Here is a 24,959-nt window from a genome sequence, read left to right as displayed (position 1 = left end):
GTTTTGTTTTTATCCGTGGGAGGTATATATCAAATAGATAGTATCTTTTTGATATAGGAGACAGAACATGCCGCGAGAGAATACAACACGCTATGCTATATTGGGACTCTTGACGACCTCGTGTCGCACGGGTTATGAGATGAAACAGATGATTGATAACAGCCTGAACCATTTTTGGAAAATTAGTTTTGGGCAAGTGTATCCAACGTTGAAGACACTTGAGCGCGATGGGCTCATCGTGCAGTCAAACGAAGGCGATGATCGAAAAGCGTACGAACTGACCGACTTAGGTAAGGCCGAGCTAGGACGATGGATTGGAGAAAAGCCCGACGAATTACCGGTTCAACGAAATGAGCTATTGCTCAAGTTGTTCTTTGCCAGACATGAACCGATTGCAGAGACGGCAGAGAAGATTAGGCATCACGAAAAACTGTTACGCGAACGCTTGAAAATATATGAAGCGATTGAGACGATGATTCGTTCGAGTGATGCGGAGTCACCGGACGCCTTGTACTGGCTGCTGACGCTCGACTATGGGAAACGTCAGACGGTCGCCCTTATTGAATGGTGTGAACATGCGATTCGTACGATTGAAGGAGGAGCAGACGATGGAACGGAAAATGGCCGTCCCGAATGAAGATATCGTCATATTTGTCATCGGTTTACGGGTGAATCGATGGCGTTCGATCCGGAAATGGTGGCCCGCGTTCAGTGCGATGCCGGCCATGTTGAAGGAGCTGTACACGAATCGAGATTCAGGTTTTTTGTCGCATGAGATGACGATTGGGTGGCGCTCTGTCACCCTCATTCAATATTGGCGTTCAAGCGAGGAACTTCTCGATTATGCACACGGAAAACTGCATTTAGAAGCGTGGAAAACATTCAATCAGAAAGCGCGGGCGAGTGAGGTGGTCGGGATTTTTCATGAGACGTATGAAGTCAGTAACTATGAGACGATGTACGTCAATCTTCCAACACGCGGACTCGGTAAGGCACTTGGGGATATCGATGTTGTGAAGACGCGAGAATCGGCTAAAGAACGTTTGGCCGAACGGCGGATGAAATAAAGAAACGGACGAGCAATTCGTCCGCTTCTTTATTATGCGTTCACATTCTGTTTCTCGTAGATCGGCACCCAGCCCTCTGTCGTCACGAAGATGCGGACGGCGACGACTTGGCGGTCGTCTTGAAGCGTGAAGTAGTGGCGCGTGTTCACCGGGACCGAAATCAAATCGCCCGGATTGAGCTCGATGTTGAAGTAACCGCGTTCGGCGTCGTCGATGGCGAAGATGCCGTGACCGCTGACGATGAAGCGGACCTCGTCGTCCGTATGATGGTGTTCCTTTTGGAAGTTGACAAGCAGTTCGTCCAAGTTCGGTGTCGCGTCAGACAGCGAGATGACGTCGGCCGTTTGATAGCCGCGGCGCTCTGACACGTCTTGAATCTCGTCACGGAACGTTGCGAGGATGGCTTGCTTGTCTTCGTCCGTCAGTTCGTAGTTTTCTTGAAGCGCGATCGGAAGTTTAGCGATGTCCCACTGCTCGTACAGGATGCCGCGCGATTCTAAAAATACGTTCACTTCAGATTGGTCGACGAGACGTTCTTCAGTTTGTTGGAAATAGACAGTTGCCATAGAAAGTTCCTCCTTATGAATGGACGCCTAAGGCGCGTAGTTTTAACGTGTAGCTGAACAAAAATTCGTATGCTTCTAAATAGCGCTTCGCCGCATCCGGCGTCTCGCCCCAGACCGTGATGCCGTGATTACGGATGAGGACGGCACCGGCGTTTGAATGGACGTGAGGCGCGAAGGCGGCCGCGAGCGTCGGGATGTCGGCATGATTGTCGATGATTGGGACCCGGACGACCGCGTCCTCTTCCCAATACCCGAGTGCCTTGATGATCTCTTGCCCCGTGAAGACGACCTCACCGTTCACGGCGTGGAGCTCGGAGATGACGTTGTTGTCGACTGTGTGCACATGGAGTGAACACGCCGCCGCGGTCTTGTTGAACACCTCGACGTGTAGCAACGTCTCAGCGGACGGTTTACCAGTTTGTTCGCCAAGCAACCTGCCGGCCGCGTCGACGAGGACGAAATCGTCCGCGGTCCGTTTTCGTTTATCGCGTCCGCTCGCCGTGACGAGGAAAGTCAGCGGGTCGTCGGAGACACGAATCGCCAAATTGCCACTCGTTCCTGGGAACCAGTCGCGCGCGGCGAGTTCGTCTTTAATGTCGGCGAGTTCAAGCCAACGTGCAGTCACGCTCATACGTACACCTCCTTCATGTGATGGGTGATGTCGTCGAACGTCTCGAACGGGGCGTAGGCGATGCCTTCTGCTTCACAGAGCGTGATGAGTTGCCCACGGGCGTAGACGAAATCGGCCCGTTTGGCGATCTCGAAGTCGGTCACCGAGTCACCGATGACGATCAAGCGATCAACGGGATCGACGATCGTCCGGGCGATTGTCGGTTTGCAGCAACCACAATCATTCGTGCAATGCGCGTCACAGGCGTAGGGCCAGTCGACGCGTACCGTCTCGTCCGAGAAGTCGGCGACGTTACAGTAGATGTGGTCCGGTGCGACGTGGTCTTGCAAGATCGGGTGCACGAAAAAGTCCATGCCGCCGCTGACGACGTCGAACTTCCAAACTTGTTGCCGGACTTCTGCCAAAAACGTCGAGAACCCTGGGCGCAAGGTGATGCGGTCCAGCAAGTAGTCACGGTACGCCGAAGCGTCAGCGCTCGGCAACAGCTGGAACATCTGTCCGACCCCGGAGCGGATCGAGATGTCTTGAGCGAGCACGTCGTCTTTGAGCGCGTGCCATTCGGGCGGTGCGAACGCCCGCATCAAAGCGATGATGTTGTCCTCGGCCGTGATCGTCCCATCGAAGTCACACAAGATGTGAATCGTCATTGTTTTGACCACGCCTTTAGCGCGGACTCGAGCTCGTTCGTCTGGCTCGCCACGCCTAATACTTGCTCAATCGCTTGTCGGAACGCCCGGGCCCCGGCAGCCGCGCCGTCTGGGTGACCGTGGATGCCGCCACCGGCGTTGATGACGACGTCTGTGCCGAAATCACGGATGATGTCCGGGATGAGCCCCGGATGGATGCCGGCCGACGGGACCGGTAGAATCGGCTTCGTCCAGTGCGGCCGAGCACTGCCATCCCGAATCGCGAACGCCTCATCAGGCGGTGTCGCAAGTGAACCGTATGGGGACGGGAACAGCGTCAAGTCGGCCCCCGCGAGGCGGATCAATTTTCCGAGCAAGAGCGAGTGGCTGATCGAGCTGGTCAAGGCGCCGGCGAACGCCGGGTGCGCCAAAATCGGGACGTTAATTGTTGGATCGCTTGCGAGTTCGCGGAGTGTGTCGAGCCCGTATGTATAGACGTTGAACAACAGTGCCGTCGCGCCCGCCTCGATCAAGCGGAGCGCTTGGTCACGCAGCCCGAACACCGGGCCGCTGAGCGTGATGGCATAGAGCGAACGTTTCCCGGTCGTTTCGAACTGTTCTTGGATGACGGCCGCTCCGATTTTAGCTCGTTCAAGCGACGGAGTGAGCGGGTTGTCGTATAGGATTTCATCATCTTTGACGATGTCGATGCCGCCGGCGAGCTGGTCTCGAAGTTGCTGTTCTAAGAAGCGTAAATCACGGCCGATGATCCCTTTAAAGATGCTCATGACGAGCGGGCGATCATGTACGTCGAGCAACTCACGAACGCCTTGAACACCGAACTTTGCTCCAGGGAATTCAGATGCAAGCGTTTCGGGTAACGTTAAGTCGATCAAGCGTACCGAGTCATCGAGCGATAATTTCCCGAACGTCGTCGTCAAGATGGATGAGAAGTCGGGCGTGACGTTATGGAGCGGATAACGGATTGTGAAGCGGCTCGTCGTTTCCGTATGCGTCGTTGAGACGACCTCGCCCCGATACGCCTTTAATTGTTCTTGCTCTAGGTGAGGCAGTTCCGTCCACGTGCCGACAGTCAGTTCGAGGGCGATTTTCTCGGCGACAGTCGCGACGCGGTCCGTCCGGCTGATTTCATATGTGGCAGTAATACTCATGTTCGTTCCTCCTTCCGGTCAAACAAAAAATGACCCCATGCCGAGGCAAGAGGTCATCATAAAAAAATGAACTCTTATCTCTCAGCTTACGCTGCAAGAATTAGCACCGTGCCCAATCGGGTCGGTTGCTGCGACATCATCGGGCTTGTCCCCTCCGTCTGCTCTTGATAAGAATGTATTTTGAAGTTGTGAAATTTAATTGAATTTTGTCACACAATATCCGGTTCGTCAATTCCTTTTTTTGAGAAAAAAAGTTTGAGTTCGTTGTTACCATATATGCATAAAAAAAGTGACCGTTGCTCCAGCAAATTGCCGTTGACAAAGGTGGGGTCGAGTCCGTAATATTCATCACAACAAGTTCACACAATCGAATACGACACTCTTATCGCGAGTTGGCAGAGGGAATTGGCCCGATGACGCCGCAGCAACCGACCAGTAGGCACGGTGCTACATCCACCAGACATACGTCTGACAGATGAGAGGAACAACCGTTACGGCTGTGCCTCTTTCTCGCGGAGAAAGGGGCTTTTTTTGTGGGGAATATACCGAAAGGGGAAACAGACATGGCTTATCAACCATTTACAGAACAGACAGTCGTCGAGCACGTCAGAACGTTAGGGTTACTCGAAGATGGGGGCATCGCGCATTGTGAGGAGATCGGGGACGGCAACTTGAACCTCGTCTTCCGCATCCGTCAAGGCGAAACGAGCCTCATCGTCAAGCAGGCGCTACCGTATGCGAAAGTCGTCGGCGAGAGTTGGCCGCTCACACTTGAACGGGCGTGGATCGAGCAGCTCGCGTTGCGCGAATTCGCCAGTGTCGTCCCGCGTTTCGTCCCGGTCGTTCTCGGCAGTGACCGGACGCTCGCCTACACGATTTTAGAAGACTTGTCTGACTTTGATATCGTCCGGACGGGCTATTTGGAAGGGAAAACGTATCCTGAACTCGCCCGTCACATCGGTGAGTTTTTAGGACAGACGTTGTTTGAGACGTCAGACTATGCGGCCGGCCCGATTGAGAAGAAGCGGAAAGAACGGGATTATTACAACCCGGAACTGTGCGACATCACTGAAAAACTGATCTTCATCGATCCGTACAAAGATGCCGAATCGAACAACATCGAAACCGCGCTCCGTCAGGACGTCGAAGCGCTTTGGCGTGACCAGAAATTGAAAGTGGAGGTCACGAAACTGAAAGTCGGTTTCGTCACGAAACACGACGCGCTCTTGCACGGGGACTTACATACAGGCAGCATCTTCGCGACGCAACAAGAGACGAAAGTCATCGATCCAGAGTTCGCTTTTTACGGACCGTTCGGCTTTGACATCGGGCAAATCGTCGCCCATTTGACGCTATCGACGTTCCATGACCCACTCAAACGGTTCGAGCGGTTCACCGACGTATTGACGGTATGGGAGACGTTTGAGAAGACGTTCCGGACGAAGTTTGAGACGGCGGTCGAACCGTTCAACACGGACGGGTTCGTCGATGAACTACTTCAAACCATCTTTAGTGACACGATTGGCTACGCCGGATGCGAACTGATTCGCCGCACCATCGGTCTCGCCGGAGTCAATGACCTCGAGACGTTACCGGAAACGGTCCGGCTCGAGCGGAAACGGGAAGCGCTCACGCTCGGCACGACGCTCATTAAACAGCGCCACGATGTCCGGACAATCGATGAATTAGTGACGCTGTTAGCGGGGGTACGCGTATGACAGTCCAAAACATTCGCTTCGAACCGTCCCGGGACGAGCTCGTCATTTTAGACCAAACGTTACTGCCGCATGAGGAGCGGTACGTGACGATCGCGACGCTCGAACAGGCGGAGCACGCCATCGAGACGTTACAAGTCCGAGGCGCGCCGGCCATCGCCTATTTCGGCGCATTCGTGCTCGCGAAAGAAGCGGTCCGCCTCCAGGATGACCCGGACTTCACACGCCGGCTCGACCTCGTCGGCCGTCGATTGATCGCGACGCGACCGACGGCGGTCAATCTGCAAAACGTGATCGAGTCACTTCTCGGGCTGAACGTCGGCGTCGACTTTGAAAGGATCGCGACCGACATCAAACATCGGGCCATCGCGCTGTTCGAGCGAGACGTCGACACGTATCGGGCCATCGGGGAGCATGCGCTCACGGTGCTGCCAGCAGGGGGGAACGTCTTAACAATCTGTAACGCCGGGGCGATCGCGACGTCGCGTTACGGGACTGCGCTCGCTCCGTTTTACGTCGGGAAAGAGCGAGGTATCGCGTTTAACGTCTTCGCTTGTGAGACGCGGCCGCTCCTCCAAGGGGCACGCCTGACCGTCTGGGAGCTCGACCAGGCCGACATCGATGTCACGCTCATCACCGACAATATGGCCGCTTGGACGATTCAGGCGAAAGGGGTCGACGCCATCATCGTCGGCGCTGACCGCATCACACGGACGGGTCACGTCGCCAATAAGATCGGCACGCTTCAGCTCGCCGTCCTGGCTAAACATTACGGGATCCCGTTTTACGTCGCGGCCCCGCATTCGACGTTCGATTTGACGGCGGACGATGTGATTCAAATCGAGGAGCGGAGCGCGCTAGAAGTGACCCATATCGGCGGACAACCGACGGCGCCGGTCGGGATCACCGTCTTTAACCCGGCGTTTGACGTCACACCGCCTGAACTGATCACCGGACTCATCACCGAAGCGGGCGTGTTCGAGCCGAATGAAGCAGCGATCACACACCATGTAGGGGGAACGGTTCACGTGTGAAACAGCAGCTCCGTGCTTGCCCGAACGATGAAGTGTGACCGTCTTGGTATGAGACGGGAATGGCCAGATTTACTTAGTCGACAAAGGCACCGGGCAGCAAAAGCGCCCTCAGAATCTATCCTGAGGGCGCTTTTTGCGTTCTAATGCGATGAAGTCGAACGTACTCCCGTTCGTGTCTTGTTGAAATGAAGCCACTTGTCGAAACCCGCAAGCTTCATACACGCGAATCGCCCGCCCGTTGAACGTGGCAACCGACAAGGTGATACGATTTGGGTCGAACTTGGCTTCGACGAAAGCAAGAATCGAGGTGACGAACGCTCGTCCGGTCCCGTTTCCGGTCAGACCTGGCTTCATGCCTAAACCGAGGTCAATCGTATCGGCGTCTGTTTGATGCACGCTAACGAAACCGACCAGTTCGCCATCGTTCGTGATGGCGAATACCGATTGCCCTCGTTGTTCGGTGTCTAAAAACTCGGCCAAGTCGTCTTCGTCAGCCTCCATATCGTAAAAAGCATACTCTCCATCGTAATGCCAGGTGAAAGCAATCGTTTCTGCCTGCGCTTGTGTCATCAAAGCGAACTTATACGTCATAGTGATTTCCTCGTTTCAAAAGGATAGATAGGTGCTACACTTTCGATAGTACCATCAATTCAAGAAGTGAGGTGACCACATGGGAATCAAACTAGATATGGTCGGCATCGTCGTCGAGGATATGAAGCGCGCGCTCGACTTCTATCGGCTGCTCGGCCTGTCGATTCCAGTATCAATGAACGGGGAAGCGCACGTTGAAGTTGACGAAGGCGGCGTCCGGCTCGCCTTTGACACAGTCGAGGTCGCGGAGTCGGTGTATGGGGAATGGAAACCGGCATCGGGGCATCGGGTCGAGCTCGCTTTCCTGTGCGACAGCCGTGAAGCGCTCGATACACTGTTTGAAGCTATCTTCAAACAAGGATACGTGATTCATCGTGAGCCGTGGGACGCGTTTTGGGGACAACGTTACGCCATCGTCGTCGACCCAGACGGGAACCTCATCAGTCTATTCGCGTCATGACAAAACCCTCGCCGGACTTGGCGAGGGCTTATTCGTCTCGGGTTTCGCCCCAAGAGCAGAGCGCCTTCATCGCTGGTTGCAGGCTAAACGCCTCCTCGGTGAGGGAGTATTCGACGTGGAGCTGTTTGTCGGTCGAATAGTCGTCGCGTCGGACCATGCCGAGCTGTTCGAGTTCGCGCAGTTGGTCGGTCAACACTTTGCGGCTGACATCGGGGATGGCGCGCTGAATCTCCGAGAAGCGGCGCGGGCCGGTCTCGAGCGTGCAGTACACTTGTGGACGCCATTTACCGCCGATGATGTCGAGCGCCTTGTTGACGGGGAACGGGGTCGTCATGTTCAGTTCGCCTCGCTTTCGGGTAGTTACTTCAATGTGCGTACTTTTTTTCTTGCTACGATGAAGGTATCTTATCGTTATCGACCCAAATGAGCAACCAAAAAGGAGCGGATCAATTTGACTTATCCACGTACATTCTCACATATCGGGCTATCAGTCCCCAGTGTGACGGAAGCAGTGAAGTTTTATGAAGACGTGATGGGCTGGTATACGATCATGAAACCGTCGGACGTCGTTGAGGATGACTCACCGATCGGCGTCATGTGCACCGAAGTGTTCGGCCCGGGCTGGGGCAAGTTCCGCATCGCCCACATGTCGACCGGTGACAAAATCGGCATCGAGCTGTTCGAGTTCCCGAACAACGAGAAACCGGAGAATAATTTTGAGTTTTGGAAAACAGGCATCTTCCACTATTGCGTCCAAGACCCAGACATCGAAGGGCTCGTCGAGATCTACTCGCATTCGTATGAACTGACATATTCGGAAGGAGCATACTAATCATGAAAGCATGGCTACTTGAACAACCTGGCTTAGAAAATATGAACCTCGGGGACATCGAACGACCGACCCCGGGAGCGGGCGAACTGCTCATCAAAGTCGAAGCGGTCGCCTTGAACCCGGTCGACTATAAAGTCGGCACGAACGGCAACCCGAACTGGGCATACCCGCACATCCTCGGCGTCGACCTCGTCGGCGAAGTCGTCGAAGTCGGCTCGAGCATCGCGAACATCATCACCGGCTCCCGCGTCGCCGTCCATACGAGTCTTGCGAACAACGGAGGTTTCGCCGAGTACGCTATCGTCGACGCGCGTGCTTGTGCCGTCGTACCGCAAGACGTGAGCGACGAAGCGGCAGCAGCCATCCTTTGTGCCGGCATGACGGCGTATGAAGCGGTCATGCAGAAGCTGAACACGCGCGACAAAGAGACGATTCTCGTCCACGCCGGAGCGGGCGGGGTCGGCGGCTACGCGATTCAGCTCGCGAAAAAGCTTGGGCTCAAAGTATTCACGACGGCGTCGCCGGAAAACTTTGATTGGGTCACATCACTCGGTGCCGACGTCGCAATCGACTACAACGTCGAGGACGTGACCGAACGCATCATGGAACTGACGGACGGCCGTGGTGTCGATCTGATTTTGAACACGGTCGGCCGTGACGTGGCAACAGCCGATCTCGATCGCCTCGCGTTCAGCGGACAGCTCACTCATATTGCCGGTCCGCCTGATATGTCGAACATGAAAGGGTTCACGCTGTCACCATCGATCCATGAAGTCGCCCTCGGTGCGGCCCATGCGAGCGAAGACGAGCGCGCGATTCGCAACTTGGCGTATATGGCCGAGGAGTTGATGAAACTGCTCGAAACGGGTGAACTGAACGACCTCGTCACCGACGTATTGCCGTTCGACCGCTTGAAAGACGGACTCGAACAGCTTCAGACGCGGAAAGTACGAGGCAAGTTGATCGTCCGCGTACGCGACTAAATCTTGGCCTCTTGTCTCGTGACAGGGGGCTTCTTTTGGAGGGGATGACATGGATTTACGGACATCGTATCAACAGACGACGCATCAACTGAGCGGGCACGGGAAACGGAACGTCGGCGTCTTACAGCGCGCGTTTGAGCAAGCCGACCCGGAGCAAACGAGCGACCATTATGGGACGGGCGAGGTCATCGAACAATTTGAACAAAAGCTCGCCACGCGGCTCGGGACGGAAGCCGCTGTCTTCTTTCCGAGCGGCACGATGGCACAACAGATCGCCTTACGCATCTGGTCGGACGAGACAGGGAATCGAAGCGTCGCCTATCACCCGCTCTGTCACTTGGAGATTCATGAACAAGACGGGTTGAGACAGCTGCATCACCTCGAGCCGATTTTGATCGGGGATAAGGACCGATTGATGACGCTTGAAGAAGTGAAGGCGTTACCGGACGTCGCTTGCCTGTTGGTCGAGTTGCCGCAACGTGAGCTCGGCGGCTATTTGCCGCCGTTTGATGAGCTTGAAGCGATCAGCCGGCACTGCCGGGAGCGGGGGATTCATCTGCATCTCGATGGGGCCCGCCTGTTCGAGACATTACCATATTATGAGAAGACGGCCGAAGAAGTATGCGCCTTGTTCGACAGCGTCTACGTCTCGTTCTACAAAGGGATCGGCGGTGTCGCCGGGGCGATTTTGGGCGGACCGAAAGCGTTCTGTGACGAGGCAAGAATCTGGAAACGGCGCTATGGCGGCGACTTGATCGGCTTATACCCGTACATCATCCCGGCCGACTACTACTATGAGCTCAGGAAAGACCGAATGGGAACGTACTACGAACATGCCAAAGCGCTCGCAACCCGGTTCAATGCGCTCGACGGTGTCTGGACGACGCCGGATGTGCCGGTGACGAACATGTTCCACCTTCATATGAATGGGGACGCAGAAACCGTCTCGAATTGGATCGAGCGTGTCCAAACGGAGACAGGCATCGGCATCACCGGGTACGTCGTGCCGCATGACGGTCATTGTTCGACCGAGATCAGTGTCGGGGATGCGTTTTTAGACATCGATACGTCTCGGCTCGACGAGTTGTTCGAGGTACTCTCCCATTAACAATGGCCAAAGCCTATCGAGGACACTGTCTCGAGTTCGAATACAAAGTAGAGCGGACGAGTGAAAATCATTAACCCCATTATACCCCCTATGGTATAATGGGGTTAATCCGTTCCACGTCAAATGAGTAGTGCCTTCTATGCCGTTTCAAAGTGGCACTCATTTCATAAAATGTATGCGCTTTCAAATATATTGAAGACGTGGAAAGTTTATTGGTTTGACGTAATTAGTCGGTCATCTATGGGAATGAAAGGGGAATTGCATGATGCGTACACATTATCGAGTTGTCATCGTCGGAGCAGGCACCGGAGGGATCAGCGTCGCTGCGCGCCTGCTTCGTGAAAAACATCATTTAGCCGATGAGGTTTTGCTGATCGATCCTGAAACGAAACACTACTATCAACCGCTTTGGACGCTCGTCGGAGCCGGAGCCGCGAAAAAAGAAGAGTCGGAGCGAGACATGGCGACACTCATCCCAAAAGGTGCGAAATGGCTTCAGGACAAGGTGGTCAGCTTCGACCCAGAAGCCAATCAAGTCGAGACGGCTGTCAACGGGACGATTCATTACGACTACTTGGTCGTCGCGTCGGGGATTGAGATCGATTGGGGTCGGATCAAAGGGTTAGAAGCAGCGCTTGGCACGAAACAAGTATGTAGCAACTACTCGTATAAACACGTCGACTACACGTGGGATACCCTTAGGGGTTTTGAGGGCGGTACCGCGTTGTTCACGCACCCAGCATCACCTGTGAAGTGTGGCGGGGCCCCGCAAAAAATTATGTATATGGCGGAAGACTACTTTGTGAAAACAGGTGTCCGCGATAACAGTAAAATCGTCTTCGGATCGGCCAATCCGGCGATCTTTGACGTTGCCAAATATCGGACGGCGCTCGAAAAAGTACTCGAACGAAAACGGATTGACACACATTTCCGTGTCAATTTAATTGAGATTAAAGCAGACGACAAAGTCGCTGTCTTTGAACAGTTAGATAGCGGTGAAACGTTCGAGATGCGCTATGACATGATTCACGTCACGCCACCGATGCAAGCACCGACATTCATTCGAGAAAGCAAGCTGGCGGACGCGGGCGGATGGGTCGATGTCGATATGTACACGCTGCAACATAAACAGTATAAAAACGTCTTCGGACTCGGCGACTGCACGAATTTACCGACGTCGAAGACCGGGGCCGCGATTCGGAAACAAGCGCCCGTCGTCGCTAAAAATGTGGGCGACCTCATGTATGGCCAAGTCCCGGTCGCGTCGTATGACGGCTACTCGTCTTGCCCGATCGTCACAGGCTACAACAAACTCATCTTGGCCGAATTCGATTACGAGAAAGTACCACAAGAGTCGATGCCGTTCAATCAAGCGAAAGAACGCCACAGCATGTACATCTTGAAAAAAGACTTTCTTCCAGTCATGTATTGGAACGGGATGTTGAAAGGGACGATGTGAGAAAGGGGGAGAAGACGATGGAACGTACAACAACGAAAGAACAGACATTAGAATCTGTGTTGACGCGGCCGGACGTCGAGCAAGCGCTCGTCTCCCTCGTCGAACGATTGCCCGAGATTGAGAAGTCGCTTCGCCGCCTCGAAGACGCCGTCGATTTCGGGATGGCGACGATGAACGACCAGCAAGTGAGACAAAAAGTCGACACGCTCCTCGACTCATCGAATTTACAAGTCGAGACGCTCGAGGCGGCGGTCAAGCTCGCCGAGAAGTTGCCGATGTTGCTCCAGGTGACGAACCAACTTGAACAGATGCTCGCTTTCGCACAAGACGTCTACGCGGACGAGCAAACACGAGAACTGATCGGTCAACGGGTCGATGAATATGTCACACCGGTAAAAGAAAAAGCCGACGCCACACGCACGATGCTCACCGAAATCCGAGCACGGGCCGAACGCGATGACCGCAACATCACGTTGTTCTCGCTCGTTCGTTGGTTGAAAGAGCCATCGGTCCAGCATGGCCTCAAGTATATGCAGGCGACGGTCGAAATATTGTCCGAACAAACAAAAAAATAATGAACCGGTCCGGACGTGAATCCATCACGTCCGGTTTTTGTATGCTCAAATAGTTGGTGTTTTTTACCCGTGGGGGTATGATAGAAGAAGAAAGTGAGTCGGAAATTGTACGTTTGACGACGCTCGGGTACGGCAATATCGAGATTGTAGAGAAACTCGGCATCAGTCCGAAGACGGTCGAGTTATGCTTAAAAAATCGATTGATCGACCACGACAGTTAGGAAAGAGGGGAAGTTATGAAACTAGATTTAGAGAAGACGGTCGATTCGCAGTACATTCAACAGCACCTCGCCAACGAGCGGACGTTCCTCGCCTGGATCCGGACAGCTATCACTGTCATCGGGATCGGCTTCCTCGTGACGAACTTTCATTACTATCGAAGTGAGAACTTGAGCGGGGCCGAGCATCAATTGATCACGGCGATCGGCATCTTGTCGATCATCTTCGGTATCGCGACGATCCTCGTCGGGACACGGTCGTACTTAAAAAAAGTGCACACGATCAACTCGCAGCAGTTCAAGTCGGCGAAGATGAGCCTCGTCGCGCTCGCCATCGGGATGGTGTTCATCTTCACGCTCATCTTGATCGTCAGTTATTTTCTGTTTTAACAAAAAACCGCCCGCACCTCGGTTGAGATGCGGGCGGTTTTGGTTATCTCGAGACGATGGCGTCGAGACGGTCGAGCTGTGATGAGAAACCCTCGACGGCGCCCATTTCGACGACTTGTTTGAGGGCGGCTACGTCTGTGAATTCGGAGCGGCTGACGAGCAACGTCCCGTCCGGAATATCGACAAAATCGTTAGTGATCGTCATGACCGGCAGCTCGGGGTTGACGTTCCCTGCTTCGTCAGAAAACGCATCCGTGTAGACGATGCGGGCATGGGGTTCAATCTCAAGAAACGTCGATTTGCCCCACGATTCCATTCCAAAATAATCACCTTGATCTTTGTCGACACACGTCATGCAATAATGCCACGTCCCACCCGGTTCAAACTCAAACGTGCGGATGTCTGTTTTCCATCCCGCAGGTCCCCACCACGCCTCTAAGTGAGCCGGGCTTGAGAATGCCTCGAACACGAGCTCACGTGGCGCTTTGAAACTCCGCTCAACAACCAAGGTCGTACCTTCGACGTGCGATTTGACCGTTCCCATTTGAAAGACCCCTCTCTAGAGAAAGTACGATACACCGACTTGAAACGATGTAGTCCTTATTCCCGAATTGAGCGTCCTTCCAACCTGATCAGTCAAACAACAAATCGAGCACCGTCTCGCCGATGGAACGTTCTTTCCCTTCGTACGGGAAGGAATGGATATGGATGGCCGGATTGAAATTCAATTCGATGATGCCGTAGTCATTTTCTGCGTCAAGCGACGGGATCATCATATCGACGCCGCAAATCGTGGCACCGATCGCTTTCGCCGAATCGACCGCGACCTGTTTATAAAAGTCAGAGATTTGGTCCGTATAGTCGATGCTGTCGCCACCTGTGCTAATGTTCGAGTTCTCGCGCAAGAAGACGCGCTCGCCGTCAGCGAGGACGCTGTCAGGAGTTTTGCCTTGCGGACGCAGGAACGATACGACGATGTCGTCGATCTCGATCTTCTCGAGCGGTGTCTTATAGCCTTTGCCGCGGAGCGGGTCCTCATTTTTCTTCGCGACGAGCTCGCGGATCGTCGAGACACCGTCCCCAGTCACATTCGCCGGGACGCGGTGCAAGATGCCGGCGACCGTATCACCGATGACGAGGAAACGATATTCTTTCCCCGGTAAAAACGTCTCGAGCAAGACGACGTCGTCGAACGTGTTGGCATGACGGAACGCCTCGAGCGCCTCGTCGAGCGTCGTCCCGTCTTTGAAGATGTGGATGCCGATCCCGAAGTTCGTCGATTTCGGCTTCAGGACAATCGGCTGAACGGAAAACTCGGACCAGACGTCACGCAAGTCGTCTTCACTGCGCAACTCGACACCCCCAGGGACGTGGATGCCGTGTTCGGCGAGCACATGTTTTGTCACCGTCTTGTTTTCCATCATCAGCACCGACACGTAGTTATCTTTCGACGTTTTCGTCGCTTGTCTGACGTACTCGACCCGATTGCCGTGACGGAGACGGATGAATTGGTCGTCCCGGTCGACGACATCGACCGCGTAACCCCGTTTTAAGGCCGACTTCATCAAAATTTGCGTCGACAGTTCCATGTCCGTATAGCCGTGCATCCGGAACCGGTTGGCGAACGCATCTTCATAATACGTCTCGGCTTGGCGGAGTGACCAGGTCGTATAGCCTTCGTCGGTCATGACTTTTGTCAGCCGGGCCGAGTAGGTCGCTTCGACGTTGTCAATCCGTTCCCGGACGGACGCGAAGACGTCAGCAAAACCGAGGTCGTGTTGCGCGTTGAACGACTCGATGTCAGCGACGAGGTCACGAGCGAACGTTTGCAGCGCGACCGGCTCGCCATCACGTTCGAGGACGAGTGACGGCGATAGGCCCTCTTTGGCGACGAGCTGTTGGTTACGGAACGCCTCGGCTTGCCAGTCCGCGAAGTCAGTCTCGTCTTTCAACGCTAAATAGAGCAAGAAGACGTGCAGGAATCGCAAATCATCGAGTGCGATACCGGTCTTCTCGAATGGATTGAGGTCGATGTTGCGAATCTCGATATAATCGATGCCGGTCTTCTCGAGCCGGTCGAGGTCATTTCCGCCGCGTGACGTTTTCAGTCGAATCGGCGAGTACAGCTCGTTCGGGTTGGCGATGTCGCCTTTGGCGATCAACCGGCGGACGCTACTCGCATAGTCTGGGAGCGTCGCGTAGTCCGGATAGAGCGGCTCGACGTTCGTATAACCGCAGTCACTATTTCGGTACGACAGCGCCGTCGTATTCGAGTAGACGTCCTCGTTCAACGCCTGCATTTGGCTGACGCAACGTTCCTCGTAGCTCGTATGGACGGCAGGCGTTCCGCCGAGCAAGTAGACAGCGAGCCAACGCATACGTAAATAGTTCCGGACGAGCTTCAAATAGAGCTCGTTTTTGAAGCGGTCATATTGCTCGGGCGACCCTTCATATAACGCGGCGATCAAATCGTCCGAGAACGAGAAGTTGAAATGGATCCCGGAGATGAGCTGTTTTTTCGCCCCGTACTTTTGAAGCAGATGTTCACGGTAACGGCCTGCCTCAATACCGGAACTGCCGAAGTCGGCGAGCGGGATGACGCCGCCGTCCGGCAACGCACACGGCATCGACTGTGGCCAAAGCCGTTCATCGCCGATATTTAGCGCTGTGATGTCATAAAGCGTCTCTAAAAAATTATGTGCCGCTTCGACGGTCGGGAACGTCGGCGTGATCAGTTCGATCTGGCTCTCGGAAAAATCGGTCGTAATATACGGGTGCGTCGCTTTGTCACCGAGACTTGATGGATGTTTCGTCACGGCGAGCGTCCCGTCTGTTGTCACACGTAGCATTTCGCGTTCGATCGCGAACCGTCCGCTCGTGAGAAGTTGCTTGGATAATTGCTTAAATCGCTTCTGCAAGTGAAGTCACTTCCTTTTTCTTTAGTCGAACAAACAGTGCCGAGACGAGCCCTTTGACGATGCTCGAGATGGCGATGCTCCACCAGATCGCGTCGATGCCGAGATACGGCTCGAGGAGGATGGCGAGCGGGATCCTCGCGACGGTGAAGACGATAGAGATCGTCGCCGGGATCTTCGGTAGCCCGAGTCCTGAGAAATAACCGTTCCCGATCATCTCGAGCGAGGCGAAGATGAGGGAGACGCTGATGATGCGTAAATAGCTGGCCCCAATCTCGATCGTACTCGGGTCATCGACGAAGGCGCGGATGAGCACGTCCGGGAAGAAGAGGAATACGAGCGTGATCAGCCCGGTGTAGAGCATACCGAGGTGCGTCGTCACGCGATACCCTTCGTGCACGCGTTCAATCTGTCGGGCACCTATATTTTGGCCGGTATAGCTCGCAATCGCCCCGTTCAGTCCGCCGATCATCATGTAGGCAATCGACTCGATTTGTAGGCCGATGCGCTGGGCGGCGATCGCTTCCGTCCCGTATGAACCGATCATGCGAGCGAGAAAGATGCTGATGACGGTAAAGAGGACACGCTGGGTCGCCATCGGGAAGCCGAGGCGAACGATCTCTGTATAGTCGGCGCGAACGGGTTCGACCGTCTCCTCCCAGTCAAAGAGCGCGCGAGCCCGATGCCAGAAGAAGCCGAACATGACGGCGTTGGCGACGAGTGTCGCCAGACCGGCCCCGAGCACGCCGAGACCAAGCGGATAGATGAAGAGCGGAGACAAGATCATGTTGAGCGTGACCCCGGTCGCATTGATCCGCATCGCCGTCGTCGTATTGCCGAAAGCGCTGAATATGCGAGCGTACAGCAAGTTGAAGAACGAGAACAACAGCATCGGTGCGCTGACGAGCAAGTAGCTGTAAGCGAGCCGCTCGACGGTTGGTGCGTTCATATTCAAAAAGCCGATCATCGTCTGCCCAAAGGCGACGAGGAGCGTCAAGAAGAACAGGCCGAGGACGAGGTTACCTCGTTTTCCGGCCTTGACGTAACGTTGGATCAACTGTTGGTCCCGCCTGCCAACGGCTTGCGACACTTTGATGCCGGCGCCGACGACAAGTAACGATTGAATCGCCTGGCCGAGCATAATATAAAAACTGGCCGCACCGATACTGGCGACGGCGTCGCTACCGAGCGCACCGACCCAAAACATATCGACGAGACTATACGTGAACTGTAAGAGCGAGCTGCCGACGAGCGGAAGGGCGAGCGCCAAGATGACGCTCTGCACACGTCCGGTCGTCAAATCGACGGTTTTCACAAGACAAGACTCCTTCAACGAATTAGTATATAACCATTTAGTTATATATAAGCACGACGAGACAAAATTGGCAATCACGACGCCCGACTCGACGAAAAATCGACACAAAAAAAGGAATTCGAGGTGAATTCCTTAATGAGTGTAGGCCCGAATCCAAGTCGTCATATAAACGAGCGTCGAGATGATGAGTGTCGAGGCGAGTGCGTAGATCGGGTAGGTCGGGAACGCGTCTTCGAACAGCGGGTAAAACATGAACGACGACATGAGCAGCGGCACCGATATCCCGAACGAGACGTAGGCCGCTTTCGTCGCTTTCGCCGTGATCACTTGTTCGCGTTCATCGACGTCACTGAACTCGGTCATCCGGACCGACCATTTCCAAAAACTCATATCGCGATTCGGTCGGGTGTTGAACGAATAGACGCTCCAGACAATGAAGAAGCCGACGAGCAACAACAGCGGCACCATGTTAAATTCGATTTCGAATCGCTCGGTTTCAATCACCGTGGTCACATCGGACACGAACGAGCTGAATAGAAATGCCATCAAGATGTACAGGATGATGCTGGAGATGGACTGAATGACGACATGTTTCAAATTGTTTCCTCCTCAATCGTAAAAATTGATTCGACCGGTTCCTCGAATACGTGGGCGATTTGCATCGCCAGCAGGAGCGACGGGGTGTAGCTCCCTTTCTCGAGCGAGATGATCGTCTGTCTCGTCACACCGACCTTGGCCGCAAGGTCGCCTTGAGTCAATTGATGCCGGGCCCGTAACTCCTTGACGCGATTGACTAATGGCATGGTGCCACCTCATTTCTTGTTTCTAGTTATAGTGTAAAGTAAACTTTACTTAATGTAAAGCTGACTTTACTTATTTGCGGGTGGTACAATAGAACCAAATGTGGAAGGGGAGAGGTCGATGAAAGCGATTTCAGGACAGCATCATGTCTCGGCGATGACGGGGGATGCCAAGAAAAACTTACGATTCTACACGGAAGTTCTCGGGATGCGGCTCGTTAAAAAGACGGTCAACCAAGATGATCCGTCGATGTATCATTTATTTTATGCGGACGAGACGGGCGCGGCGGGGACGGATTTGACATTTTTTGAGCTGCCGTTTCTCGGGCAGACGTATCGAGGAAGCAGCAGCATCTCGCGGACGGCGCTCCGCGTGCCAGAAAAAGCATTGCCGTACTGGCTAGAGCGGTTTGCTGCGTTCGGTGTGCTGCATGACGAAGTGACGGACGTGCTCGGACGACCGACGCTCTACTTTGAGGATGAGGAGGGGCAACGGCTCTGTCTCGTGGAAGGTGGTACGGGTACGCCATGGAGACAGGGACCAGTCCCTGTTGACGCTGCCGTCTTCGGTCTCGGATTTAGCGAATGGACGGTTCGGCGGCCAGAGAAGACGGAACGGGTGTTGACAGAAGTGCTCGGCTATCGCTTCTCGACCGAGTTCGAACGTGACGGTCAAGCAGTGCGTGTCTTTGAGACGGGCGATGGAGGTGTGGCGACGGAGATTCATCTCGTCGGTCGTCCCGATCTACCGTCGGAACGGCCAGGACGGGGCAGCGTCCACCACGTCGCGATTCGCGTCGAGGACGATGGCGAGATGGGGCGTTGGGTCGAGCGACTTGATGCGTTCGGCATTAGCCACTCTGGACTGATCGATCGCTATTATTTCAAGTCGATTTACTTCCGTGAGCCGAGCGGAATCTTAGTCGAGCTCGCGACCGATGGACCCGGATTTGCGACCGATGAGCCCGTCGAAACGCTCGGGGAACGGTTGGCGTTGCCGCCTTTCTTAGAGCCACGCCGAGCGGAGATCGAGGGAAAACTGAAGCCGATTTAACAACAAAACTCGACAGACTAGTTTAGTCCGTCGAGTTTTGTACGCCTAAAAGCATGGCCAGATCATTCGTTCGGTTCGCCATCAGGTCGGCGATCGTGTAACGGTCGAGCACGTGCAGGAAAGCGAGCATCGCCTCGTTCAAGACGCTCCGCAGGTCACAAGCCGGTGCGATGACACAGCGGCCTTCGCCGAAGCATTCGACGAGCTCGAACGGTTCCATCGTCCGGACGACGTCGCCGACGTTGATGTCTTCCATGGGGCGGGCGAGCCGGAAACCGCCGCCGCGACCTCGTACCGATTCGAGATAGCCGTGCTTCCCGAGCTCATAGACGACTTTCATGACGTGGTTCTTTGAGATCTGGTATTGGTCAGCCACTTCTTGGATCGTCACGAGACGATGGGAGAACGTGGCGCTGTACATTAATGTTCGGAGTGCGTAGTCGCACGTTTGCGTGAGCCGCATGATCGTTCACCTCTTATTTGTCCATTGTACAAGACATTTCTTGAAAGCGCGACGATGGAAGATGTGAAAAAAGCGTGGCGGAATCAAGGCTAAAAGTTGAACTTCGTTTTAAACAAGTATTTTATATATTGCTTTTACCGTGACGAAACTCACATAATGTATGTGTACTTTCAAAAAGGGGGAAATATTTATGTTAGATCAACAAACGATTGAAATTGTCAAAGCGACGGCACCGGTCTTGAAAGACCACGGTGTCGCCATCACGAGTCATTTCTATAAGCGCATGTTCGCAAACAATCCAGAAGTTCGTCAGTTCTTCAACCATACGAACCAACAACGCGGCCGCCAGCCAGAAGCGCTCGCCAACGCCGTCTACGCGGCCGCCGTCCATATCGACCGTCTCGAAGCGATCTTACCGGCGATCCAACCGGCGCTTCATAAACATAAAAGCTTGAACATCCGCCCGGAACATTATCCGATCGTCGGCGCTAACTTGCTCGGCGCAATTCAAGACGTTCTCGGTGAAGCGGCGACGCCTGAGATCATCGAAGCTTGGGCAAAAGCGTACGGTGTCATCGCCGATGTCTTTATCTCACTCGAGAAACAAATGTACGCCGATGCACCATGGATCGGTTTCAAGCCGTTCACGGTCGCTGAAGTCATCGAAGACACGCCGGAAGTGAAACGGTTCCGTCTTGTCGCGAACGACGGTGTCTTCGGCATGGCTATTCCAGGCCAGTACATCTCAGTCCAAGCCCGCATCGTCGGGGAAGACATTCTACACCACCGTCAATACAGCGTCGTCGAGACGACAGAAGACGGTTATTGGATCGCGCCGAAAGCGGAAGGGCTCGTCTCGAACTGGCTTCACGAGCAAACAGTCGGCACAGAGATTCCGATGAGCGCGCCAGCAGGCGAGTTCACGATGGAAGACACGGACCGTCCGCTCACGCTCGTCGCTGGCGGGATCGGTATCACACCGCTGTTCAATATGGCGAAGACAGCGCTCCGTCAAGGCCGCTCGGTCACACTATTACACGCCGTCCGCAGCACGAACCTCCGTCCACTCGGTGAAGAGCTCGATGAACTCGTGAACGAGGGACTAAAGCTCATCACACACATCGACGAGGTGTCAGGCTGCATGAGCGCGAAACAGGTAGAAGCACTCGATGTCGAGGGTCGCGACGTCTACACATGCGGCCCGACCGCGATGATGGAGACGGTCGTCCAAACGATTCCCCAAGCGCGTTACGAGTTCTTCGGTCCATCGGCCGTCCTCGCCAAAGCATAAGAAAAGACGACCGCGAAAGCAGTCGCCACACCACCGCGAACCGGTCATCGGTTTGCGGTTTTATAATTCTTCCGCGTGCATCACATTTCTGTCGCCGTCAAGCGTCTCAAGTGTCTCGAATCTACCCCGTTGTGATTCATCGAGCGTGATCAAGTAAGACATGACGTATCCTTCGTCTCGAGGGTCGTTCACGGTGTATGTCTCGCTCCAATCCGAACCGCTTAGTCGCACGTAAGCCACATCTTCCGGTTTTTCGTTGAAGCGAATCCCGATGTATTCACCTGTCGCATTCCCGAAATGAATCGAGTCGAATGGCTTTTCTTCGATGATATCCCATGGCGACGCGCTAAAGTCCCCATTTGTTTTCATGATCCCGAGACCGAGAATCGTATCGTCTGAGTTCGTGAAGAGCACAACGGTGGACCCCTCTAGTTTATGGTACTCATAAGCGTACCAGCCTTGAGCCGTTAACTTTTCGTTCAGTTCTTGCTGCGCCTGTTCAGAGGCTTGCTTTCGTTGTTCCCCGTTATAATATTGGACACTGGCCGCAACTGAAATGGCGATGATGATGATCATACCTGTAAGGAATAACGCGAATCCACGTTTTGACATCTTGCCCCTCCTTGTTCAGTTTTTCATAAGTCGATGGAGTCAAGTACTTGATTATTTTGGTCTAACGTTTGAAGGGTCCAGTTTTCTTGAGGGGCGTTATGCAATTTCAAGATATGGTATTCAGAAAAAGCATCCTCTTCAGGGCGGTTGAGGACGTGTTGTTCTTGCATCAGCTCTCCGATGATTCGGAGAGAAGCCACTTTTTGAGGATTATGATTGAGACGCACACCAAAATAGTGAGTGGTTTCATCATGGAGATGAACGTAGTCGAACGGAGGCATGTCGATGCTGTCTACGGTTTCGAAAGCGTAGTCGTCGTCGTTCATTTCGGCGAGTCCAAGCAATGTCTCGTCCTCATTTGTGAATAGGGCGAGGGTCGATTCATCAATTTGATCGTATGTATAGGCGTGGAAGTCATATTCCGTCAAATAGCGATCAAGTTTTCGGTTTTCGTAAAAGGTGCGTCCGTTCTGTAACAAGACGACGATTGCTATAAAAGCAACTAAAGGCCAAATTAGTTTTCGTTTGAACATTTACCTCTTCCTTTCTATTGAAACAGCCCATGCCTCTACCTGAGCGCATGGGCTGTTTGTTTAGTACGTCAAACTCGCGGCGACGATGATGCCGACGACGAGCGAGGCCGAGAATAGGCTGACGCCGACGGCGAGGTTGCCGTTTTCGACTTCTTTCTCCAAGTTTACGCCAGGCGTGAGCACGTACTCAAACGTCCAAAAAGCGAGCACTTGGGCGAGGATCCCGACGAGTCCCCAGATGAAGGCGTCGAGTAGGTTGACGCTGTTCGCCCAAACTGTGTAGATGACGATGGCGAGGCCGAGCGCTTTGCCCCAAAGTTTGAGAGCGACGGCGACGTTGCCAGCTTTGATGAGTTTGCGTTCCGAATATTTTGTCGTCAGGGCGAACACGACGAGTCCTGCTAAAATAAGTCCGAACCCGGTACCGAGGTGAGCCAGGAAGCTCAAGATTGAATCGAGCGTGATAAATGTCATGTGTTAATCTCCTTCGTGAGTTGGTGTGCCGATGGCTAGGTAGTAGGACTGGTTGTTCGTGATCATGCTTCCGGCCCGGGCGCCGAGCGCCGACGGGTGGCCGTTCAGACAAAAGCAGCCGATCATGTAGTGCGTCGCAAGCGGACCGTTGACCGTGTTCGTCGTTCGTGTCGGCAGCTCGTTGAATTGTTGATACACCGCGGTCTCTTCGGCATATGTCTGCAGTACTTCTTTATGGAACGGGACGCCGTCTTCGGCATACAAAATGACCGAGTCGCCTTCACGTCCGAAGGCCGGTTTTTGCACGTAAGCGCTCTGGCCTAAAAATGGGTCCGCCTCGAGATAAGTCGGTAACAAGTGAGTCCGGATGACCTGGCGCTCCGCTGTGTCAAAATATGTATCCGTCTCATACAGTTCCCAAATGAGCGCTTGGACGCCTTTGGACTGCATGAGAAATGCGGACAACGGGTTGAGGAGCGACACGTGCTTCGCTTGATTCAACTCGAGCAGCCGGATGCCGATCAAGTCGCCGTTCGGCGCCCGGTCGTCGACCAAGTGCTCGATCGGATACGTCTGGCGGTACAAGACGTCGACCCGTTCGCCCGACGGGGTATAGACGCCGTCCACGTCGACGAGCAACCGGTAGAGCGGGACGAATTCTGACGGCAAGTCGAGCGTCTCTTGGAGGAAGCGGGTCGTCCATTTGTCCTCGATGTTGTCGTCGTGTGACGTGAAGACAATTTTTGGTGTCCCGTCGCGATTTAATCGTTGCCACGCCGCGATGACGGCTTTACGGAGTTCGGTCTTCAGCTCGGCTGTCGCGCCCGCGTTCGGGTTGTTCAGCCCGAACTCGGTCGTCACATACCGGTTCACATCGAACAGTTCTTTGATGAACGTCGGCGTGTCGGCGTTGAACTCCATCAGTTTGATCACACCGTCTTTGACGATCCAGTCATAACGGCCGATGATCGTCTCTTGCGGGAGCGCTTTGTCACGCAAGAACGGCAAGCTCGCCTCCGGATAACCGAGCAGACGGAGCGTCTCATCTGGGAGCGTCCGCAACAATCGATTGGCTTTCCGGAAGATGGCATCGACGGCGCGCGTCGCTTCCCGGATGCGATCGACCTCGTCTTGCGTGTAGACGAGGCAATCGTAGAGTGCATATTCTTCGTCGTTCAAGTCGGGCCAAAAGTAAGGGATTTGGCCAAACAAGTCGTGCCGATTCATCCCCCGAATCCGCCTTTTGAGCCGCTGCCGAGTCCTGAGTTTGATCCTGAATTCGATCGGTTCGGTGTGATGCTGCTCGCGCCACCGTTCGAGCGGTAGTTTTTATAAGCGGACGAGTTTTTTAGCGAACTTTTTGAATTGAACAGACTGCCGAGTAAGAAGAAGCTCCCGAAGTGCGGGGACCGTCTGTCGTCGCAGTAATATGATTCCGTTTCATCGTCCCATTCCCAGTCGTCACACTCATAGCCGGTTGGCTCTTCCGGTAACGTCGCTTGTTGCGTTTCGTCCGTACCGCACGCCGCGAGTGACGCTGTCAAGACGGCGGCCGAGAGACCGCTTAAAATCTTCTTGCTTGTTTTCATGTTGTTTCCTCCAGTGTATAGCCAGTCGGGGTGACATAGATGACGTAGACGCCACGGTCCTCGTCCGTCTCGGCCGAGTCGCGCGCATATTCGTTTCCAGCGACGTATAAATACTCGCTGCCGAGCATGGCGAGCGCGTCAAGGTGACGGTCGACGAAGTACGCTTCGAGCAGCGGGTTGTCGAACCGGTCGTCGAGCGTACGAATCTCGACTTTGATGTCGTCAGTTGCTTTCTTATCAACAGGTCCTTCCGTGTACCGGTCGACATAAATCAAGAAATATTGGTCGCCTTCGAGCGCGGACGAGCGTTGTTTGTACGTCATGCCGTCTTTGACGAAAAATTCGCATTCGCGTCTAGCGAGTACTTCATCAAGCCCGAGCGATGTATAATGGTAGAGTGGCTCGAACGAGATCTCATTTTTATAGAGTCGGTATTCTAAAACGATGGAGTCCATAAGTCAGTCCTTTCTTTTTTCTTTCTATACG

At 54.0% G+C, this 24,959-nt stretch carries 32 protein-coding genes and 2 riboswitches; of the genes, 14 read left to right on the top strand and 18 right to left on the bottom strand.

Annotation, left to right across the window (positions count from 1 at the left end; all coding sequences use genetic code 11):
- The first annotated feature begins 67 nt into the window (after positions 1 to 67).
- Together A6395_RS06830 and A6395_RS06825 are read left to right on the top strand one after the other, a co-directional pair.
- Positions 68 to 637 (top strand): PadR family transcriptional regulator, encoded by a 570-nt coding sequence (locus A6395_RS06830; RefSeq protein WP_071398458.1) that lies wholly within the window; start codon positions 68 to 70, stop codon positions 635 to 637.
- A complete protein-coding gene (locus A6395_RS06825; protein WP_071398457.1) occupies positions 609 to 1,067 on the top strand; it encodes a DUF4188 domain-containing protein in 459 nt (152 codons plus the stop codon). Before A6395_RS06830 ends, A6395_RS06825 begins: the two co-directional genes overlap by 29 nt.
- A gap of 32 nt (positions 1,068 to 1,099) precedes the next feature.
- Here A6395_RS06825 and A6395_RS06820 read toward each other — a convergent pair whose 3' ends face one another.
- Genes A6395_RS06820 through A6395_RS06805 form a run of 4 tightly spaced genes read right to left on the bottom strand, consistent with a single transcriptional unit; the run spans position 1,100 to position 4,062 of the window.
- Positions 1,100 to 1,633: a 1,2-dihydroxy-3-keto-5-methylthiopentene dioxygenase gene (locus A6395_RS06820; RefSeq protein WP_071398456.1), complete on the bottom strand. Its 534-nt coding sequence runs from the start codon at positions 1,631 to 1,633 to the stop codon at positions 1,100 to 1,102.
- A 13-nt stretch (positions 1,634 to 1,646) separates the two neighbouring features.
- Positions 1,647 to 2,264: a methylthioribulose 1-phosphate dehydratase gene (locus A6395_RS06815; protein WP_071398455.1), complete on the bottom strand. Its 618-nt coding sequence runs from the start codon at positions 2,262 to 2,264 to the stop codon at positions 1,647 to 1,649.
- Positions 2,261 to 2,911, bottom strand: coding sequence for a 2-hydroxy-3-keto-5-methylthiopentenyl-1-phosphate phosphatase (locus A6395_RS06810; RefSeq protein WP_071398454.1), 651 nt, complete (start codon positions 2,909 to 2,911; stop codon positions 2,261 to 2,263). The genes A6395_RS06815 and A6395_RS06810 overlap by 4 nt, the downstream gene beginning before the upstream one ends.
- Entirely contained in the window at positions 2,908 to 4,062 is a 1,155-nt protein-coding gene (locus tag A6395_RS06805; RefSeq protein ID WP_071398453.1) for a 2,3-diketo-5-methylthiopentyl-1-phosphate enolase, read from the bottom strand. The genes A6395_RS06810 and A6395_RS06805 overlap by 4 nt, the downstream gene beginning before the upstream one ends.
- A 71-nt stretch (positions 4,063 to 4,133) precedes the next feature.
- Positions 4,134 to 4,236, bottom strand: a riboswitch (SAM riboswitch).
- A 205-nt stretch (positions 4,237 to 4,441) separates the two neighbouring features.
- Positions 4,442 to 4,544, top strand: a riboswitch (SAM riboswitch).
- A gap of 81 nt (positions 4,545 to 4,625) precedes the next feature.
- Here A6395_RS06805 and mtnK point away from each other — a divergent pair.
- Both mtnK and mtnA read left to right on the top strand, forming a co-directional pair.
- Positions 4,626 to 5,780, top strand: a complete 1,155-nt coding sequence (mtnK, locus tag A6395_RS06800; RefSeq protein WP_071398452.1) for an S-methyl-5-thioribose kinase — start codon at positions 4,626 to 4,628, stop codon at positions 5,778 to 5,780.
- The gene (gene mtnA, locus A6395_RS06795) at positions 5,777 to 6,811 is read left to right on the top strand and encodes an S-methyl-5-thioribose-1-phosphate isomerase (protein WP_071398451.1); all 1,035 of its coding nucleotides are present in this window, start codon (positions 5,777 to 5,779) and stop codon (positions 6,809 to 6,811) included. The genes mtnK and mtnA overlap by 4 nt, the downstream gene beginning before the upstream one ends.
- Positions 6,812 to 6,919: 108 nt before the next feature.
- Here the strand turns inward: mtnA and A6395_RS06790 are convergent, their stop codons facing one another.
- Positions 6,920 to 7,402 carry a GNAT family N-acetyltransferase gene (locus A6395_RS06790; protein ID WP_071398450.1) on the bottom strand — a complete coding sequence of 161 codons (483 nt, stop codon included), beginning with the start codon at positions 7,400 to 7,402 and terminating at the stop codon, positions 6,920 to 6,922.
- A gap of 79 nt (positions 7,403 to 7,481) precedes the next feature.
- Between A6395_RS06790 and A6395_RS06785 the strand changes: the two genes are divergently transcribed.
- Entirely contained in the window at positions 7,482 to 7,862 is a 381-nt protein-coding gene (locus A6395_RS06785; RefSeq protein ID WP_071398449.1) for a VOC family protein, read from the top strand.
- A gap of 28 nt (positions 7,863 to 7,890) precedes the next feature.
- Here A6395_RS06785 and A6395_RS06780 read toward each other — a convergent pair whose 3' ends face one another.
- Positions 7,891 to 8,196, bottom strand: a complete 306-nt coding sequence (locus tag A6395_RS06780) for a winged helix-turn-helix transcriptional regulator (protein WP_070328289.1) — start codon at positions 8,194 to 8,196, stop codon at positions 7,891 to 7,893.
- 117 nt (positions 8,197 to 8,313) lie between these two features.
- On the opposite strand from A6395_RS06780, the gene A6395_RS06775 reads away from it, so the two are divergent.
- The 7 genes from A6395_RS06775 to A6395_RS06750 all read left to right on the top strand — a co-directional run bounded on the left by A6395_RS06775 (position 8,314) and on the right by A6395_RS06750 (position 13,427).
- Positions 8,314 to 8,694, top strand: coding sequence for a VOC family protein (locus A6395_RS06775; protein ID WP_084812990.1), 381 nt, complete (start codon positions 8,314 to 8,316; stop codon positions 8,692 to 8,694).
- 2 nt (positions 8,695 to 8,696) lie between these two features.
- On the top strand, positions 8,697 to 9,677 hold the full coding sequence (locus tag A6395_RS06770) for a zinc-binding dehydrogenase (RefSeq protein ID WP_071398448.1): 981 nt from the start codon (positions 8,697 to 8,699) through the stop codon (positions 9,675 to 9,677).
- Between the two features lie 49 nt (positions 9,678 to 9,726).
- Positions 9,727 to 10,785, top strand: a complete 1,059-nt coding sequence (locus tag A6395_RS06765) for a threonine aldolase family protein (protein WP_071398447.1) — start codon at positions 9,727 to 9,729, stop codon at positions 10,783 to 10,785.
- 262 nt (positions 10,786 to 11,047) lie between these two features.
- On the top strand, positions 11,048 to 12,244 hold the full coding sequence (locus A6395_RS06760; protein WP_483297289.1) for an NAD(P)/FAD-dependent oxidoreductase: 1,197 nt from the start codon (positions 11,048 to 11,050) through the stop codon (positions 12,242 to 12,244).
- A gap of 17 nt (positions 12,245 to 12,261) precedes the next feature.
- Positions 12,262 to 12,819: a hypothetical protein gene (locus A6395_RS06755; protein ID WP_071398445.1), complete on the top strand. Its 558-nt coding sequence runs from the start codon at positions 12,262 to 12,264 to the stop codon at positions 12,817 to 12,819.
- 77 nt (positions 12,820 to 12,896) lie between these two features.
- On the top strand, positions 12,897 to 13,040 hold the full coding sequence (locus tag A6395_RS15720; RefSeq protein WP_084812989.1) for a LuxR C-terminal-related transcriptional regulator: 144 nt from the start codon (positions 12,897 to 12,899) through the stop codon (positions 13,038 to 13,040).
- A 15-nt stretch (positions 13,041 to 13,055) separates the two neighbouring features.
- Positions 13,056 to 13,427 (top strand): YidH family protein, encoded by a 372-nt coding sequence (locus A6395_RS06750; protein WP_021066029.1) that lies wholly within the window; start codon positions 13,056 to 13,058, stop codon positions 13,425 to 13,427.
- Positions 13,428 to 13,470: 43 nt separating this feature from the next.
- Here the strand turns inward: A6395_RS06750 and A6395_RS06745 are convergent, their stop codons facing one another.
- The 5 genes from A6395_RS06745 to A6395_RS06725 form a co-directional block, all read right to left on the bottom strand.
- Entirely contained in the window at positions 13,471 to 13,971 is a 501-nt protein-coding gene (locus A6395_RS06745; RefSeq protein WP_071398444.1) for an SRPBCC family protein, read from the bottom strand.
- An 88-nt stretch (positions 13,972 to 14,059) separates the two neighbouring features.
- Entirely contained in the window at positions 14,060 to 16,345 is a 2,286-nt protein-coding gene (gene gshAB, locus A6395_RS06740; RefSeq protein WP_071398443.1) for a bifunctional glutamate--cysteine ligase GshA/glutathione synthetase GshB, read from the bottom strand.
- Positions 16,329 to 17,657, bottom strand: coding sequence for an MATE family efflux transporter (locus tag A6395_RS06735; protein WP_071398442.1), 1,329 nt, complete (start codon positions 17,655 to 17,657; stop codon positions 16,329 to 16,331). The genes gshAB and A6395_RS06735 overlap by 17 nt, the downstream gene beginning before the upstream one ends.
- Before the next feature lie 132 nt (positions 17,658 to 17,789).
- Positions 17,790 to 18,254 carry a hypothetical protein gene (locus A6395_RS06730; protein ID WP_071398441.1) on the bottom strand — a complete coding sequence of 155 codons (465 nt, stop codon included), beginning with the start codon at positions 18,252 to 18,254 and terminating at the stop codon, positions 17,790 to 17,792.
- The gene (locus A6395_RS06725) at positions 18,251 to 18,460 is read right to left on the bottom strand and encodes a helix-turn-helix transcriptional regulator (RefSeq protein WP_071398440.1); all 210 of its coding nucleotides are present in this window, start codon (positions 18,458 to 18,460) and stop codon (positions 18,251 to 18,253) included. The genes A6395_RS06730 and A6395_RS06725 overlap by 4 nt, the downstream gene beginning before the upstream one ends.
- Positions 18,461 to 18,578: 118 nt before the next feature.
- Here A6395_RS06725 and A6395_RS06720 point away from each other — a divergent pair, with 118 nt between their 5' ends.
- Positions 18,579 to 19,511: a ring-cleaving dioxygenase gene (locus A6395_RS06720; protein WP_071398439.1), complete on the top strand. Its 933-nt coding sequence runs from the start codon at positions 18,579 to 18,581 to the stop codon at positions 19,509 to 19,511.
- 22 nt (positions 19,512 to 19,533) lie between these two features.
- Here the strand turns inward: A6395_RS06720 and A6395_RS06715 are convergent, their stop codons facing one another.
- A complete protein-coding gene (locus tag A6395_RS06715; RefSeq protein ID WP_071398438.1) occupies positions 19,534 to 19,974 on the bottom strand; it encodes an RrF2 family transcriptional regulator in 441 nt (146 codons plus the stop codon).
- Between the two features lie 190 nt (positions 19,975 to 20,164).
- On the opposite strand from A6395_RS06715, the gene A6395_RS06710 reads away from it, so the two are divergent.
- Positions 20,165 to 21,265 (top strand): globin domain-containing protein, encoded by a 1,101-nt coding sequence (locus A6395_RS06710; RefSeq protein WP_071398437.1) that lies wholly within the window; start codon positions 20,165 to 20,167, stop codon positions 21,263 to 21,265.
- A 60-nt stretch (positions 21,266 to 21,325) separates the two neighbouring features.
- Here the strand turns inward: A6395_RS06710 and A6395_RS06705 are convergent, their stop codons facing one another.
- From A6395_RS06705 to A6395_RS06680, 6 genes are read right to left on the bottom strand one after another with little or no spacing between them, the layout of a single operon-like run.
- Positions 21,326 to 21,877, bottom strand: coding sequence for a hypothetical protein (locus tag A6395_RS06705; protein WP_071398436.1), 552 nt, complete (start codon positions 21,875 to 21,877; stop codon positions 21,326 to 21,328).
- Positions 21,878 to 21,900: 23 nt separating this feature from the next.
- Positions 21,901 to 22,410, bottom strand: coding sequence for a hypothetical protein (locus tag A6395_RS06700; protein WP_071398435.1), 510 nt, complete (start codon positions 22,408 to 22,410; stop codon positions 21,901 to 21,903).
- Positions 22,411 to 22,470: 60 nt separating this feature from the next.
- A complete protein-coding gene (locus A6395_RS06695) occupies positions 22,471 to 22,884 on the bottom strand; it encodes a DUF350 domain-containing protein (protein WP_016508299.1) in 414 nt (137 codons plus the stop codon).
- Positions 22,885 to 22,887: 3 nt separating this feature from the next.
- A complete protein-coding gene (locus tag A6395_RS06690) occupies positions 22,888 to 24,111 on the bottom strand; it encodes a glutathionylspermidine synthase family protein (protein WP_071398434.1) in 1,224 nt (407 codons plus the stop codon).
- A complete protein-coding gene (locus A6395_RS06685) occupies positions 24,108 to 24,473 on the bottom strand; it encodes a hypothetical protein (protein ID WP_070328267.1) in 366 nt (121 codons plus the stop codon). Before A6395_RS06685 ends, A6395_RS06690 begins: the two co-directional genes overlap by 4 nt.
- Positions 24,470 to 24,928 carry a hypothetical protein gene (locus A6395_RS06680; protein ID WP_016508356.1) on the bottom strand — a complete coding sequence of 153 codons (459 nt, stop codon included), beginning with the start codon at positions 24,926 to 24,928 and terminating at the stop codon, positions 24,470 to 24,472. Before A6395_RS06680 ends, A6395_RS06685 begins: the two co-directional genes overlap by 4 nt.
- Positions 24,929 to 24,959 lie beyond the last annotated feature (31 nt).

It is taken from the genome of Exiguobacterium sp. SH31, from assembly GCF_001816105.1.
Classification (GTDB): domain Bacteria; phylum Bacillota; class Bacilli; order Exiguobacteriales; family Exiguobacteriaceae; genus Exiguobacterium; species Exiguobacterium aurantiacum_A.
Note: the sequence above shows the minus strand (reverse complement) of the source record. Positions and strands in the feature narration are given on the sequence as shown.